Source organism: Neolewinella agarilytica (genome assembly GCF_900110645.1).
Taxonomy (GTDB): Bacteria; Bacteroidota; Bacteroidia; order Chitinophagales; family Saprospiraceae; genus Neolewinella; species Neolewinella agarilytica.
Genome location: NZ_FOFB01000006.1, coordinates 193414 through 209112, shown reverse-complemented (window position 1 = coordinate 209112; position 15699 = coordinate 193414). Strand labels below are relative to the sequence as shown.

Sequence of the window (15699 nt, the reverse complement as noted above, 5' to 3'; positions counted from 1 at the left end):
TGGTTTCAAAAGCCGTGGAAATCACCTTTAGAGCTTACCAGCAAGGCAAGCAGACAGGCTTGATCAGTCAAATCAACTTTTTACCAAAATAATTTGGTATCCGAACAAAATTCCGGCTTTCCTCGCAAAGCCACTATTTACGGGGGGCATCGCTAAAAAAACAGTGGTTTAGCAGTAAACATCTCCGTTAAGACTGCGTTAAAGCCTCCTTCAAGACACTTTTAATTTGTGTATGTGGAAAGATCGAACTTATCTTTGATCCACGTCCGGTCCAATTCATTGGGCCATTACTTCAAATTAAAGCGACTCTATAGATTCTAACGTCTACACTATTTCTACCGGATTTGACCGGTATCCTTCGGGAATAATCCCTACATAGTTTAACACGTTAGTCATGGACGTCAAGTCGCTGAACGATCAGGAACTGATCACCCAATACCTTTCTGGACAAGATCGCGCTTTCGAGGAGCTTCTCGGACGCCACCAACAGAAGATCTATACCAGCATCTACCTTTTCACCAAAGACCACAGCCAGGCTGAGGACATCTTTCAAGAGGTATTCATTAAAATCATAGACACACTTCGCCGCGGCAAGTACAACCACGAAGGCAAGTTTCTTCAGTGGGCGATGCGCATCAGCTATAATATGTGTGTTGACTCTTTCCGCCGTAACAAGCGCCGCCCCAAGGTTGGGCAAACGGAGACCTTCAACATCTTCGACGTACTGCAGAGCCCCGAGCGTAATGCTGAGGCAGACATGATCCGCAGCCAGACGCACGACAAAGTGCGCAAGCTTGTTGACTCTCTGCCCCCCGAGCAGCGCGAGGTCGTTATTCTGCGTCACTACGCTGATATGAGCTTTAAGGAAATCGCCAAGCTTACGCGTGTTTCCATCAACACGGCCCTTGGTCGGATGCGCTACGCACTGATCAATATGCGTAAGATGGTGGAGGAAAAGCAGATTGTACTCCAGTAAAAAAACAATGGCTTACCGTGCGCGGGCAGCGCGCAGTAGCCTTAGCACCTTCTCTGATTTATTGGTTGCACCCAACGGACCAGAGAATTGACACCGTGGAGGTTTTTACCTTAATCAACAAAGGCGAACTCCCGAAGGCCATGGTGCCAAATGAAAACATGAGTCATCCCTAATTTTCGGATTAGATGACAGTGTTTTCTGGCAAATAATAGGATTTTTAGCGATCAGCGGACAGCATTCAGGCAAAACGGCTCTGAATGCTGTCCGCTGATCGCTTTTTTATACCGACCGAACCAGGTTCCATCCGAGAAAACACAGAAAAGGCTGCCCAAACTCCGGGATGAGCCATTTTTCTGATTTTTAGACACTCCCTGCAAGCGAATTCAACGTTCAGGCTTTTCAGCCTGAAAAAAATTCTTTGCTGCCGTGTTATTATTCCGGCATATGCGGGATGAAAATTGTCCCGTACTTAACTTAATCGGTCCAAGGCAACCTTATGGGTAAACAGTTTTCGACTGCACCACAACTTTCCTCAGCCTGCCTCCGTCAATTCTGAGATAGTAAATTCCCGAGGCTCCGCCAATTACATTAACACTATCACCGCTTGATTCCCTCACCATTCTCCCCTGCAGATCAAATAGCTGGCAGGAATAATTCGCCTTGGGCAGAACATTTATATGGGTAGAGGCGGGGTTAGGGAACAACACTACCTCTACTTCAGAAAACGCACGAACGGAGGTCGTTCCTTTTTCACCCGGCACCACAGCCAGGCCAGTCATCACATCACTTGACTCGAGAGAGGGAAACGGCTGATTGCGGGTATCGCCACTGGGTAATTGCCATTCACCCAGCTCTGAGCCTGCAGTAGTGTAGTACATTTTGTCTACCGAAAACGCGGCCAGATCCTGAGAACTTTGATAATCGGATTCTGAATCAATTATTGGCGTTAGATCACCATTATTATCCATCAGGACTGAAAGCTCTAAAGTATATAGGGTTGTCCTGTTAAATGGTGCTGGCATTCCATCGTCAATAAATAAGCGGTCGCCCAAAAACTCCAGATTATCCGCATCTGCTCTTCTTCCTGTCATTTTTAATTCTCCAATATATTCGCAGGACGCGTCCGTAAGAGAAACCGTGACGATACTTTCTGAAAAAAAGTCGTCTCCGTCAAGCGAGACGGAAGCCCATAGGGTATTCGTCCCCGAATGGTAGGCAAGTCCTTCACAGGTATAAACGGCCCCTTCAGGAAGCCCCAATTTACCCAGCATAACAAAATTCCCGTCCCAATCAATGCTTACTAGGCCAGGCTCATCTCTGGAATCAATGATTCCATAAAACAAAGAATCTTCTCTTACATAAATGAGGTCGCGAATTCTTTTGTCTCCGATTTCATTAATCTCGACTATTTCTTCGGTTTCGGCTGTTTCAGGATTAATCAGATATAACTTATCACCTGAAACGCCTGCAAGTCGATTACGTTGTGCATACAGGGAGGAGCCAATAATGGTCAGGCAAATTACCAGGTAAAAATATTTCATCGATGTTAATTAGGGCTAGACAAATATAATGATAAGAACAGACACCTTTGAAACAGGGCGCCGAAGGCTATAGGCTACTTGAACACCTCACCCCATCAAATTATACAATATCTGCACCGCCAAAATCTTCCCGATCAATACGACGGGGAGCATACGGGTATAGCCAATGGTGGGGTATTTGTTGCCAGCCTGCTCGATGGCGAAATCGAGCACGGCGGGCTGGCTGCCCACCATTCCACCGAGGAAGCTAAAGGGGATACGCAACACCCGATAACCGATCAAAAGCGTGGCGATGGTAGAGAGAATAGCGATGACGCCTCCGGCCAGAAAGACCTGGTAGCCCAGCTCAGTCTGTAGTGTCTGGTAAAAGGTTTGGCCGGAGCGGATACCGATGCCGGCCAGCAGAAAAATGAGGCCAACTTGCCGCAGGGTCAGGTTAGCACCATAGGGCAGCGTCCAGACGATGGGGCCGGTGCGGCGGAGTTGTCCGAGGACGAGCGCAATGATAAGCGGGCCACCAGCGAAGCCGAGGCTGAAGCTGTACCCACCCGGCAGGGTGATGTTGATCATGCCCAGCAAGAGGCCGAGGGTGATCCCCAGGCCGAAAGAAAGAAGGTTGACCTTGGAGAGTGCTTCGTAGCTGTTGCCGAAGACTTTGATGATTTCGGGGACCTCGTCGCGGTGCGCGACGAGCAGCACCCGGTCTCCCAGTTCCAGGGTGGTGTCTCCAGTAGCAAGGAGGTCCATATCCCCGCGTTGCACGCGGGTGACGAGGACGTTGAAGCGTTCCTGGAGGTTGAGGCTGGCGATCGTTTTGCCGGCGATGTCGTCGTTGGAAATGAAAAGCCGCCGTACATCGAAGACGGAGCGATCATGGGAGAGTTGTCCGTCTGCTGCCGGGCCAATACTCTTGGCCGTTTCGGAGATGGCCTCTTCGGTGCCGACGAGGACGAGCAGGTCATCGCGTTCGGGGATCGTTTCCCAGCTGGAGAGGGTCGTTCGCCCATCGTGCTGGATGCGGCCGAAGGCTACTTTGAGCTCGTGTCGGCGGCGGAATTCGCGGAGACTCTGGCCGATGATATCAGGGTGTTCCACTCTGAAGGTGCGGCTGGTCAGTTCTTCGCCCAGGGGATAGTCTTTGGCCAGGCTCCTGGCTTCAACGGAATAGTCGATCTTCAAAGCTCTTTGCAGCAGGAACAGGGCCAGCATTACGCCGAGCACGCCCATTGGGTAAGCGAGAGAATAGCCCACCACTGCTTCTTTGCTAAAAGCTTCCACTGCACCTGCGTCCGCGCCCTTCTGAATGGCGTCCAGCAAACCGGCGAGTGCGGGCGTATTGGTTGAAGCTCCGGCGTACAAGCCGCCGGTCAGGGACGCATCAAAGCCTAACCATTTCCCGATACCGAAAGCCATGGCGGCTGACAGCAGCACGGTGAACAAGGCGAAGTATACGTCCTTGAAACCATGCCTGCGGAAACTGGCGAAAAAGGCCGGAGCGGAGCTCAGCCCTACCGTATAAACGAAAATCGCCAGTCCGAGAAAAATGATGAACTGGGGAACGCTTAAGTCCGGATCAAGCGCACCAAAGCCCAGACCAACGAAAAGCACCGCGGCTACGCCCAGTTTGAAGCCACGGACTCTCACCTCTCCAATGCCATAGCCGATGGCAATGACGGTGAAAAGAAGTAGCAAAGGAGATTGGATGAAGGAGTCGAGCACAAGCCTGGGGAATTACTTACGCCGACGATTTTGTGGGCGCGAGCGCAGGTACAAAAGTACGTCTTCTTAAAAGCAATGAGAAGTAACTTGTTCATTGCCCCGGGGCAATAGCAAGCTTACCGCGCAGCAGCCTTGTTCATTGTCTGCGCTACCTTCAGCTATGACATCGCTTAATGCTCCGTACCTTGCGCTATCTGCTTACCAGGTCGATAATAAAACCATCTATCTCAGTCTCTACATTTATGAACAAAGTAGCCGTAACGAAGAACGTTCAGGAAGCCTACAACAGTCAATACGATGATCGTATGACGCAGTGGCGTGAGCTAGGGGCCAGATACAAGTCCCGTAATATTATAGCCGTTACCAAAGGGAAAAAATTCGCTAAAGTCCTTGACTTTGGTGCGGGAGAAGGCAGCATCCTGAAGCAACTTGATGATCATGCTGCTTTCGAAAAATTGTATGCTGTTGAGATTTCGGATAGTGGAATTGCTCAAATTGCGGAGAGGGACATCAAATCTCTGGTCGAAGTAAAAAAATTCGACGGCTACACTACGGAATATGCGGACAATGAGTTTGACTTAGTTTATTGCTCTCACGTCATTGAACACGTAGAACATCCCCGGCTTGTACTGCGGGAAATTAAGCGAATCAGCAAGGCCCAGGTCTTCGAAGTGCCGCTTGATTATGGCAAAGGTTTACCGCAAAAAACGGAACACTTTCTTGCTTACGGGCATATTAATATTTTCACCCCTGCCATTTTTAAATTCTTACTGATGAGCGAGGGCTTCCGCATTTCGGAAGAACTCCATGCTAACACCCCTCAGGAAATTTTAGAATTTAACTGGTATGAAAATATGAAACTAAAGAAGAGCCTCAAACGCAGGATCCTTGCTCAACTACTAAGTAATAAGGCGCGGCTTGCCAGGCTGGTGTTTGGAAGAGAAAAGGCAAACGAATTTTATAGTTCGTCTTACACTTGCTTCACTGAAAAATCAGGAGAGCTTACTATTTTTTAATTTTCCTCTGACCGTTTATTTTCCCCTTTGATGATTTAGCGATCGAAAGTGCTTTTAAATTTCGCCGCTTCCCCTTCAGGTATTTTTTCAAATTTATTGAAATAGTATTCATACCGCCAATGATAACCGGTGATAAGTTGTAGCGCGTAAATTCCTCCTGACTTCAAAAGAAATTTTACCGCCGCCCATTTACGGCCGCGGTCCTGGAGAAAATGTTTCGAAATCAGACGTTGCGTATCGGCATACCGTGCGCTTACTCTTGAGAACCGGGAAAGGTCTCGTGAGAGCCCACCCAGTTCAAAAATCACCACCCAAACGTTTATGTGCACAACAGGGCAAAACCGGATTGCTCTGATTTTGAAATCATCATCAGCAGCGATTTTAAAATCCGTGTCATATCTGTTCGAGGCGTAAAAAGACCGGGGGAAAAGACTTGCCTGGTGATTAGGTAAACCTTGCCCGATCTGATAATTCCCTTGTACGGGTTTTCGAGGATTAAGCCGGTAAATGTGTTTACCATCCGTCATTACAGCGGTGCCAAAATAGTAGGTGTCATAGTCTTTGATGGGAGAGACCAGCTCGGTAAGGGACGTATTATTATAAAAAGCGTCGCCTGCATTCAGGAAGAGGCAGAAATCTCCCGTCGCGCGGTCCAGTCCTTTATTCATAGCATCATAAAGCCCTTCATCGGGCTCGCTGATTAAAACGGAGAATTCAGACTTCCGCTGTTCTAACAATTCAAGGGTGCCATCTGTACTTCCTCCGTCGATGATAATGTACTCTACTTGCTTATAGGTCTGCCCTTCCACAGAATCAAGCGTTATTGGCAGTGTAGCACAACGGTTATAAACAACCGTGATGATGGAGATAAGGGGGGCGGACATGGCGGCCATTACTTTAGCATATCGGCGAAGAGATCGTGGTAGGCGTTTGCCTGTACCTTGGGGGAATACCTGCGGATGGCACTTGCCCGAATATGCTCCCGATCAAAATCCGTATGCAGCATTTTTTCAATCGCAGTAGCCAGTTCACCCGCGTCAATGCGCGGGGCCAGGAGGCCGAGCTCGGGGGCATTTACCATATCAGGAATACCGCCTACTGCAAAGCCCGTTACGGGAGTTCCCGTTGAGAGGCTTTCAACAACGGTATTGGGTAAATTATCCTGCTCAGAAGGAATGATAAACATATCCGCTGCGCCATAAATCTCTGCCATTCCACGCTCCTCCGTAATGTGGCCAAGTTCAATAATCTCATAGCCTTCGGGTAAAGCACTCAGGTTGCCACTTCCGACTACGGCCAGGCAGATATCATTGACTGGCATGCGGTCACGCAAAATCTCCAGGGCCGCAACGAGGTGCTGAAAACCTTTGCGCTTATGGCTCAGGTAGCTGGCGACGAAGAGGAGGATTTTTTTATCAACGGGCAAGCCCAGTCGTTGCCGTGTGGCCGCGGAATCCACTGGCTGAAAGGTATCTACATCAAGGCTGTTCGGGATTAGTTCATGGCGAAAGCGGCCAAACAGCGAACTGGCTTTACTCAAGTCGTACATCCACTTACAGAGGGTCACTACGGTTAAGTTCTTGACGTCCTTCATTGCTTGAATCTGATATTCCAGGTTAGCCTTGATGAGATCCTGATAGGCATCAATCGGAAAATCTTTATCGTAGGGGTAGCCACCGCTGAAGGGGTTCATGTCGTGAAGAGTCCAAACAATTGGTTTGTCGACATTGGCAAAGAACGAGCGGTGATCAAGGAAACGAGTGGTCCAATGCAAGTTAATAATGTCTGCCTCTTTCACCAGCGGGTGGCGGTGGATAGCATAACCGGTACGTGGATTGAGGAAGGTTTGCTCCGTATTGGGTCGGCCGCGCAGCGTACTGGCAGCAATGAGCTTGGTGTAGCGCCGCCGGAGCAGGAGTTCCAGTTTCGTATTGTTTACAGGGTAAACATCGTCCATGGCCTCTTTGGGCAGGAACTGTCCGATCAGAACTTTGGAAGTGACGTTCGGATGTTCCTGCAAGCCTTTATGCAGGCGAAGGCAGGCGCGGCCGGCGCCGCCTCCGTAACCGGTGCTGATGATGAGGGATTTGATCATTGGCGGCTAGGTCATATTATCTCTCTTACTTGAGTCTACAAAAAAGTAGGTCTGGTATGTTTTAGCCAAAAGTGCGTAACCATTCCTCTTCAGGTAGATTGGAATTTCTCTCTCCAGACTAGCTTCAACGGAACGGTTACCCCGGTCTTCAATCGAGATGATGTGAGGGCGGTATTGAGCGAGATTAAGTGATCGCAAAGCTTGAAAGTCAAGGCCCTCAACATCAATGTTGAGGTAGTCGATTTGTTGGCCCGCAGGCAGATACTGATTGAGTATACCGGACAGTGGTGAAGTGACAATCTTCTCAACAGACAACTGCTGCTCTCCACTTTCTCGAATGTCGGCTGCTATCTCTGCGTCAAAGGTATTTAAAGCACCTTCTTTGAAACGATAAAAGTCTAGAACACCCTTCGTTTCAGCGATGCCGAGCGCCAGGTTAGTGTCTTTTGGTCGCTCTTTCAAAAAGCCCTGAATGCTATCTGGGTTAGCATCAATGTTAATACCTGTCCAGCCTCTGTTGAAAAGCAGGTAGGTGTTAGAAAACCGCTTGGGATGATGAGCGCCCACATCAACGTAATAGCCTCTGTAATCTTTGCCAAAATAGCGCTCCAGAATAAGGTCTTCACCTTCCTGCCCGTAAGACTCTTTCAGGTAACGCCAATCTCCTGTAAGTATTAGTCTTAGCAAATATCGGTAGCCTCGAGCCATCTGATTTAGATTTGCGGGCAAAGGTACGACCTTATCGTGAAGCTCTGTCTAATGACGATCTCTTTTAAAACCCTGACCAGCCATATCTAAGGCCGTATTTACAACCTGATTTATGATTTATGTTTTATTCCCATAAATCGCCATGGAGTAAAGATGGCCTGCATGGTTAACTTAAGTAATGGGCGGGTTTGGGGAAACAAAGCCGCAGCTAACCATGCAGCTGTTGCGTAGGAGATTACCGTTGCCCACGCAGCACCAATTCCTCCATAAGCCGGGATCAGGTAGTAATTCAGACAAAGATTTACGACTACTCCAATGGTCGTGAGATAAAGGCTGTAGCGAAGTAGTCCTTTGGCTATCAGATAAGAACTTTGCACTACGCCCAGGCCAACAAAGGGTAATGCCCAAATAACCACACTCAGCATAACCCCAGATTTCGGAAATTTACCCGGAGCAAGAAATTCTATAAGCCACGGACTAATAAGAGTAAGTACAATACCGATACAGACACTAGTAGTGGTAAGCAACCATACCAGCTTCACAATTTTCAGTTTAAACTCTTCTTGATCACGTCGATCTGCAGTTACCAGGTTCGGGAAAGCACTTTGTTGAACTACTACCGGAATAAAGTAGAATGCTTCCGCAAGGCGAACGGCAAAACTGTATTGACCATTCTCCAGATCACCAACCAGGTTTACCAGCATAATTTTATCGATCTGCATATAGATGGAAACCATTACCGCAGCGAGAATCAAAAACTTTCCGTCCTGGAACAGGTCCGTCACTACTTCCTTACTCGCCTCCCACTTTTGGTAATTGATGCCATGCCTGGCGCCAGCACGCAGGTAGAGTAGTGCCACAATCAAAAATTCCACTAAATAGGCAAGGGCCAGGTGCACGACGGTCCCTCCGTACCAAACAATGAGTAACTTGATGACGGCACCGATCAGGTAAGCGATGATACGGGCGATCACGGTGTGCTTACTTAGCACTCTTGCCTCGAAAAAATAATTTATTACTTCTGTCGGGTAGAGCAGTAGCTGGCCCGCCAGAATCGCTACAAGTAATAGTCCTTGCGAATCACTGCCGTCCAAAAAATAAACGGCCAATAAGGCAAACAAATAGGCAAAAGCTCCTGCAACAGTTATCATTAAGGCAGAGCTACCTAATAGCACCAACCGCTTATCCGGATAACTGGTAAAATTTCTCACAAAAACCCCTCTTAGGCCCATACCCGCTAAGGCCCGGAAGATTACTACAATTGCCAATGCATACTCAAAAGGAGAAAATCTTTCGGGGCCAAAATACCTTGCTAAATAAATACCGATAAAGAACCCTGTGCCGAGCCGCAGGGCCTTTTCGATACTCAGCCAGCCAGCATTTTCCGCCATGCCGAACAAGTGTTGCCATTTCTGAAGCTTCTCTTTTAAGTTCATAAGGATATAACGGCTAAAAGTAGAGGTTAAAAATTAGCCATAAAGCCCAAAGAGCCGCAGCAAGCCATTAACCTTCCCGCGAAGGTAACCATAGCCCAATCGAAAGCTTCGAAAGACCCGTACGTCGATCTCCAATGGCCGGTCATCCACTTCCAGACTGTCTGTCTCAATCTTTACCCGCTCCAAAAAGTGCTTGTAACTGGTGTGCGTGGCATCGCCGTCAAAGCCAATGTTTCGCACTAAAGACCAACTGGGATACATAAACCACCGTTCCTGCAAATACATGGAAGTGTAAAAACGAATCGCCCAGGAGTTTATCTTACCCGCTACCTGATTTTCTAACATTTCCCCGAATGGATAGCCATTAAGGTCGAGTTGGGAAGCAGGCCCCCGCAGCAGTACTTCCTGCAAGAGAGCGGGTCCGTCAAAACTAACCGTTTCCCATCGGTCTTTCCAGGTAGCCCAACTCCAGGAGCTCATCACCGGCAAAAAGAAAGTATTGTAGCCTTTGGGGCGTTTGCTGGGGGCTTTAAAACCGGTAAGCCCAAAAATTTTGCGCTCCTTTTCATACTTACGCAAGCCTTCATTCATGAAGGTGAGAAAGCCGGGGGCGGTAACCAAATCATCTTCCAGCACGATCACCCGGCCATAACGGTCAATGATTTCATTGACTCCAGCGATGATGCTTGCGGCCAGGCCATTGTTTTCTTCCCTTTCAATGAGGTTGACCTCCCCACACCACTTCTCGCTGCGGATCAGGGAACGTACAGTACTGATGTCCTCCAATACCTTGGGCGAAGCGTCTTTCTTAGGGCCATCAGAAAATATAAAAAGCCGACTTGATTTCGCCAGGTCATTAGCCGCCAATGCGCGGAGAGTAAGCCCGGTCGATATTGGTCGGTTATATACAAATAACACCACCGGGGCGAGGCTTTCATCAATCACCGGTCTCATTTTCGCACTAAAATAGCATCTGCCTGAAGCTGATCTCCGGCAGACTTATTACAAAAGCCGGATTCCAGCCCTACGAGCTCGTACCCTCTAGTCAGAAAGCTGACTAAGGACTCCATTAGTTGCACTCCCTGACCACAGAGTGGCTGCAGGCTTGTTTTCATTTGGATTACCTTAAATTGAGACAGCGCTGGCTCCGCACCAGGCAGAACCTTTCGCTCGCAGCCCCGGGCATCGGTCTTCAGCCCAATGCTCTTCCTCATAACGGTCACCGTTCCGTACTGCTCGGCTACCGTAGAAATCGTGTATTTCTCTTTGCTCACGCATGCATTTCCCGGCATTTTGCTTAAGTGCTCACGATCCCGTATTATACGTTTCATCGCCATTGGAGGTGTAAATTGCTACTGCTTATAAAACGAGACTTCTTCCAGTCTGTCAGAGTAGGCAAAGGGAAGATAACCTTGCTTTCGTAGTAAATCCATTGTCTTTCTGGTTTTAGCCTCTCCACCTTCCACCATCCGGTGATGAAACTCCAGTAGTAATTGCCCAACGGTAACCCCTGATCCCAATATTTCAGGAATTACCTGATACTCAGACCCCTCTATGTCCATCTTCAACACATCAATATGCTGGTGTCCGTTAGCCGCTGCTAAATGATGAAGAGTTCTTAGCTCTACCTCAATACGCTTCGATTGATCAACCTGGGTATTTCCGACAACGCTACCGGAAACATAGGCGTCGTTTTCGGGCAGAAAGAATGTCGTCGTTTCGTTCTTGTCCCCGATGCCTAAAGGGGTAAAAGTGAAGCCCTCCGGTATTTCCTGCTGACTGACCCAATTGATAGATTTAGGCGTAGGATCAAAAGCAAACACCTTACAATTGTGCTTTGCCAACATTGACCGGTCGAAGCTAATGTCCATACCCGTCCCAATGGAATAAACAATAGCGTTTTCGGGGACCAACTCCGGGCAAACAAAAAAGCCGGCATTAGCATTACCGTACCACTCTGCCTCATAATTCGCCAGCGGCTCGTAGCCAAGGCTGCGGGCTTTGAGTTTTCTACGGAAAGAACGAAGGAATTCAAGCATACGCTAAAATGGCTAAGTGAGTTAGAAATACATGAATGACACCTACTCTCATTTTGAGAAAACAGGCTCTCCCATGGGCGGGTACGGAGTTTTACCCTAATTCCCCAATCAAAATCTCCGCAATACGCTCCGCCGCTTTCCCATCCCAAAGCGGGGGCACTACCCCCGTTTTAGCCCGGCCATCGAGTATGTTATCCACCTCCTGCATGACGGTCTCCGGATTAAGGTCCGCCATCAGAATATTCGTCCCAAATTCAACGGTGATCGGCCTTTCGGTGGTATCCCGAAACGTCAGGCAGGGAACCTGCAGGAAAGTTGTTTCTTCCTGAATTCCTCCGGAGTCCGTTACGATCAGGCGGGCATTGTCCATAAACTGCAGGAACTGCAGGTAGCCCTGAGGCTCCAATACATGGAGGTTAGGAATGGCAAGCACCTGATCCAGAAGGCCGTGTTTGGTCAGATTATTGCGCGTACGCGGGTGCATGGGGAAGACCACTGGAAGCCGCTCCGCACTACGCCTCAGGATCGTAGCGATGTCCTTTAATCCCTCCGCGTTATCAACGTTATGAGGGCGGTGCATAGTGGTTAGCAGATAGCTCTTCGGGGCAAGACCGAGTTCTTTCAGGGCCGTCCCTTCAGCCGCCTTTTCCCGGAAGTGGACCAGCGAGTCGATCATAACATTACCGACGAAGTGAATCCCCTTACTCAGGGTGTTCTCCCGGGCCAGGTTCACCAGGCCGGAATGCTCCGTAATGAAGTGATACTGACAGATACCATCCGTAATTACCCGGTTAACCTCTTCCGGCATCCCGCGGTCGCCACTACGCAGGCCTGCTTCAACGTGTGCGACGGGGATCCCCTCTTTAACCGCTACCATGGTGGTAGCCACCGTAGCGTTTACGTCCCCGACAACAAGTACCAGGTCGGGCTTTTCTTCTCGCAATACCTCCTCAAACTTCAGCATCACATTCGCCGTCTGATAAGTATGGCTTCCGCCCCCAACGCCAAGGTAGTGGTGCGGCTCCGGCAGCCCCAGCTGGTTGAAGAAGATATCACTCATCCTGGCGTCATAGTGCTGCCCGGTATGGAGTATTCTGCTCTCGATCTTACCTGAGGCCACAAATGCACGGTGAAGAGGAGCAACCTTCATGAAGTTGGGGCGGGCACCTACGACGGAGAGAATCTTAATCATACCTTCTTTTTACCAATTAGGGAGCAAATGTACTCACTCCAGTACAGTGTAAATTAAGTTGAGATAGGTTTTTGCTCCGGGATTTTGTTTGCTGGCTAGATGAAAAAACCGGTGCATCCCGCAGTATTGCGGGACGGACCTATTTTTTCATGACGCCAGCGGGCAAAAGACCAAGCAGGAGCCAGCGAATACTTAGTTTACACTGTACTAGCCCATCGCTCCATTCCGAACCGCATGGACCAGTTCAATAGCCTTACGGGCTTCTTCAATGCGAAATCCTCCTCCGTCAATTACGTCCTGATAACTTCTGGTGTGCAGCTCATCAAAGCCGCCGCTGAACTCAAACTCGGTCTCCCCGATTTTTATGGATCGGTAGGTCCGCCCGCCCGCCGCACGAATCTTTTCGGGGATATTGCTGTAATCTACACTCAGGGTCCAGTTAACCCTTGCCCTTTCCAGTTCCAACAGCCCACGGGCCTGATGCTGGGTATGCTCGTAGACCTCCATTGATTTCAGGTCTCCGAAAATCCACACGAGCATATCAAAAAAGTGGATGCCAATGTTGGTGGCAATGCCACCAGACTTAGCAAGATCTCCTTTCCAACTATGATGATACCATTTCCCGCGGGAAGTATAATATTGAAGGTTAACATTGTAAACTTCGTCTGCTGGCCCGTTCTCAATCTGATCCTTCAGGGCAATCACACTCTCATGCAGGCGCAGTTGAAGAATGTTATAAACGTTGCCGGGGTATTCGGCTTCCATTTCCACCAGCGCGTCCAGGTTCCAGGGGTTGAGTACGATCGGCTTTTCACAGATTACACTCGCCCCCAGTCTCAAACCGAAACGGATGTGGGCATCGTGCAGGTAGTTAGGGGAGCAGATGCTTATGTAATCGATGTGAACGCCTTTACGCTTCAGCTTTTCCAGGTGGCGGTCGAATCGTTCAAACTCCGTAAAAAAGTCTGCCTCGGGGAAATAGCTATCAATGATCCCCACCGAGTCTGACGGATCAAAAGCAGCCACCAGATTGTTCCCGGTGTCCTTAATCGCCTTCATGTGGCGGGGAGCTACGTATCCGGCAGCACCAATCAGCGCAAAATTTCTCACCTTATCAACTACTGTATTCATCCGCTATTGTACCCTCTTTACGGCCTCATTTTTCAGGAGATATTCCTGCTTACTTTCCGGGCAAACGGCCTTCCCGTTTTCATCAAAACGCAACCGATGTCCATACTCGCTTACCCAACCCAGTTGGGTAGCCGGGTTTCCGACGAGTAAAGCGTAGTCGGGCACACTCCTAGTTACCACAGCTCCAGCGCCAATCATGGCAAAGTCTCCGATATCGTTACCGCAAATAATCGTGGCATTAGCGCCAATGGAGGCTCCGCGTCCGACCCGGGTGGTCTGATACTGATCCCGACGGTTGATGGCACTTCTTGGGTTAATGACGTTGGTAAAAACACAGGAAGGGCCCAGAAACACGTCGTCTGCACATATGACGCCAGTGTAAAGAGAAACGTTGTTTTGCACTTTGACATTCCTGCCGAGAGTAACCCCCGGAGAGACCACTACGTTTTGGCCCAGGTTACAGTTCTCTCCTAACTCACAGCCCGTCATCAGGTGGCTGAAATGCCAGATTTTCGTTCCGTCTCCAATGGTACATCCTTCATCGATGACGGCAGTGGGGTGGGCAAAGTAGTTGTCATTCATGCTTGCGAAAATGATCTTAGTTTATCAAGATAAAGCTTCGCTACGAAAGTATCGCTGAATTTACTCTCCATTAATGCCCGGCCGCGCTCTCCCATAAGTTGTCTTTCAGAGAATGGTTCCGCCACAGCTTGCAGGAACGTATCCCCCAATGCGATTTCATCCCGTGCCGGCACCAGCCACCCCGTTTTTTTATCCAGTACAATTTCTCTGCTGCCCGGTACATCGAATGCAATTAGCGGACGGCCGGTGGCCGCTGCTTCCAACAATACCCGGGGGCAACCTTCCCGATACGAGGGTAAAACGACAAAAGAAGCTTCGGCCAAAGCTGGCCGGACATCCGGAAGGTTTCCGAGAAATTCAACCACTCCTTCCTTCTTCCAGGTCGATAGTTCTGCGGAAGACACTGAAGCGGGGTTGCCCTCATCAAGTCCTCCAATCGCCTGAAAACTGAGCTCAGGCCGCACCACACGTGCTCGTCTGGCGGCCTCAACGAATTCTCTGATTCCTTTATCCGACAGCAATCGACCAACGAACAAAAACCGTCCAGGACTGGCACATGAATAACTCACGTAGGCGTAATAGCCCAGATCAATGCCGGAACCAGGTGACAGTTCGCAAACCGAAGGAGATACTATTTTCCAGTCGATGAATAATTTCCTATCGTCAGGGTTCTGGAAAAACACTACCTCGGTCTTCCGTAAAGCCAGACGATAAAACATGCTGGTAAGTAATGTATTGAGCTTTCCTCCCAAAAAGGTATACCCCAGGCCCGTGATCGTAGCGATACTCTTTACGCCAAGCAAGCGAGCCGCCAAAGAACCATAAATGACGGGTTTAATGGTATAATGGAGGGCAGCATCGATTTTTTCCCGCCGGTAAAGCCGCCGGAGTTCAGCAAGTAGCCGTAGATCAGTAATTGGATTGATGCTTTTCCGCCTGAGGCTCTTTAAGGGAATAAACTGAGCGCCTTCTGCTTCCAGTTTTTCTATGCCGTCACCATTAGGAGCCAGCAAAACCACCCGGTAACCATTAAGCACAAATGCCTTAATGAGTGGCATGCGGAAATTGGACAGATTCCAGACCGTATTGGCAACAATCGCGACCGTCATAGTATCCGCTGGATGATTAAGCATTGTAATCTTCGAAGAGCTTTTTTATGCCGGCCTTGCAAAGGCCGTCTTTGTCCCCACGCTGCTTCCCTGATAAAAAACTTTGCACCTGCATCTGTGCCTATGACTTTTTCATAATATTGACAAGCTTGCGT

15 protein-coding genes are annotated in these 15699 nt (G+C 49.1%); 2 read left to right on the top strand and 13 right to left on the bottom strand.

Annotation, left to right across the window (positions count from 1 at the left end; genetic code table 11):
- Positions 1-394 precede the first annotated feature (394 nt).
- Positions 395-976, top strand: coding sequence for an RNA polymerase sigma factor (locus BM123_RS07635; protein ID WP_090166937.1), 582 nt, complete (start codon positions 395-397; stop codon positions 974-976).
- 494 nt (positions 977-1470) lie between these two features.
- Here BM123_RS07635 and BM123_RS07630 read toward each other — a convergent pair whose 3' ends face one another.
- Together BM123_RS07630 and BM123_RS07625 are read right to left on the bottom strand one after the other, a co-directional pair.
- Positions 1471-2517 (bottom strand): T9SS type A sorting domain-containing protein, encoded by a 1047-nt coding sequence (locus tag BM123_RS07630; protein ID WP_090166935.1) that lies wholly within the window; start codon positions 2515-2517, stop codon positions 1471-1473.
- An 87-nt stretch (positions 2518-2604) separates the two neighbouring features.
- Positions 2605-4236, bottom strand: a complete 1632-nt coding sequence (locus BM123_RS07625; protein WP_090166933.1) for an aspartate:alanine exchanger family transporter — start codon at positions 4234-4236, stop codon at positions 2605-2607.
- A gap of 242 nt (positions 4237-4478) precedes the next feature.
- Here BM123_RS07625 and BM123_RS07620 point away from each other — a divergent pair, with 242 nt between their 5' ends.
- Positions 4479-5252 (top strand): class I SAM-dependent methyltransferase, encoded by a 774-nt coding sequence (locus BM123_RS07620; RefSeq protein WP_175489283.1) that lies wholly within the window; start codon positions 4479-4481, stop codon positions 5250-5252.
- A gap of 35 nt (positions 5253-5287) precedes the next feature.
- On the opposite strand, the gene BM123_RS07615 is transcribed toward BM123_RS07620, so the two are convergent.
- The 11 genes from BM123_RS07615 to BM123_RS07565 form a co-directional block, all read right to left on the bottom strand.
- Positions 5288-6136: a glycosyltransferase family 2 protein gene (locus tag BM123_RS07615; RefSeq protein ID WP_175489282.1), complete on the bottom strand. Its 849-nt coding sequence runs from the start codon at positions 6134-6136 to the stop codon at positions 5288-5290.
- An 8-nt stretch (positions 6137-6144) separates the two neighbouring features.
- Positions 6145-7347 (bottom strand): glycosyltransferase, encoded by a 1203-nt coding sequence (locus BM123_RS07610; protein WP_090166926.1) that lies wholly within the window; start codon positions 7345-7347, stop codon positions 6145-6147.
- 6 nt (positions 7348-7353) lie between these two features.
- The gene (locus BM123_RS07605; RefSeq protein WP_090166924.1) at positions 7354-8055 is read right to left on the bottom strand and encodes an FkbM family methyltransferase; all 702 of its coding nucleotides are present in this window, start codon (positions 8053-8055) and stop codon (positions 7354-7356) included.
- Between the two features lie 110 nt (positions 8056-8165).
- A complete protein-coding gene (locus tag BM123_RS07600) occupies positions 8166-9491 on the bottom strand; it encodes a flippase (protein WP_090166922.1) in 1326 nt (441 codons plus the stop codon).
- A gap of 33 nt (positions 9492-9524) precedes the next feature.
- On the bottom strand, positions 9525-10445 hold the full coding sequence (locus BM123_RS07595; protein ID WP_090166920.1) for a glycosyltransferase: 921 nt from the start codon (positions 10443-10445) through the stop codon (positions 9525-9527).
- On the bottom strand, positions 10442-10822 hold the full coding sequence (locus BM123_RS07590; RefSeq protein WP_139211805.1) for a hypothetical protein: 381 nt from the start codon (positions 10820-10822) through the stop codon (positions 10442-10444). Before BM123_RS07590 ends, BM123_RS07595 begins: the two co-directional genes overlap by 4 nt.
- 21 nt (positions 10823-10843) lie before the next feature.
- Positions 10844-11530, bottom strand: coding sequence for an FkbM family methyltransferase (locus BM123_RS07585; protein ID WP_090166916.1), 687 nt, complete (start codon positions 11528-11530; stop codon positions 10844-10846).
- Between the two features lie 91 nt (positions 11531-11621).
- On the bottom strand, positions 11622-12719 hold the full coding sequence (wecB, locus tag BM123_RS07580) for a non-hydrolyzing UDP-N-acetylglucosamine 2-epimerase (protein ID WP_175489289.1): 1098 nt from the start codon (positions 12717-12719) through the stop codon (positions 11622-11624).
- Positions 12720-12929: 210 nt separating this feature from the next.
- Positions 12930-13832, bottom strand: coding sequence for a Gfo/Idh/MocA family oxidoreductase (locus BM123_RS07575; RefSeq protein ID WP_090167009.1), 903 nt, complete (start codon positions 13830-13832; stop codon positions 12930-12932).
- Positions 13833-13856: 24 nt separating this feature from the next.
- Positions 13857-14435: an acyltransferase gene (locus tag BM123_RS07570; protein ID WP_090166912.1), complete on the bottom strand. Its 579-nt coding sequence runs from the start codon at positions 14433-14435 to the stop codon at positions 13857-13859.
- Positions 14432-15568: a glycosyltransferase family 4 protein gene (locus BM123_RS07565; RefSeq protein WP_090166910.1), complete on the bottom strand. Its 1137-nt coding sequence runs from the start codon at positions 15566-15568 to the stop codon at positions 14432-14434. The genes BM123_RS07570 and BM123_RS07565 overlap by 4 nt, the downstream gene beginning before the upstream one ends.
- Positions 15569-15699: the final 131 nt, after the last annotated feature.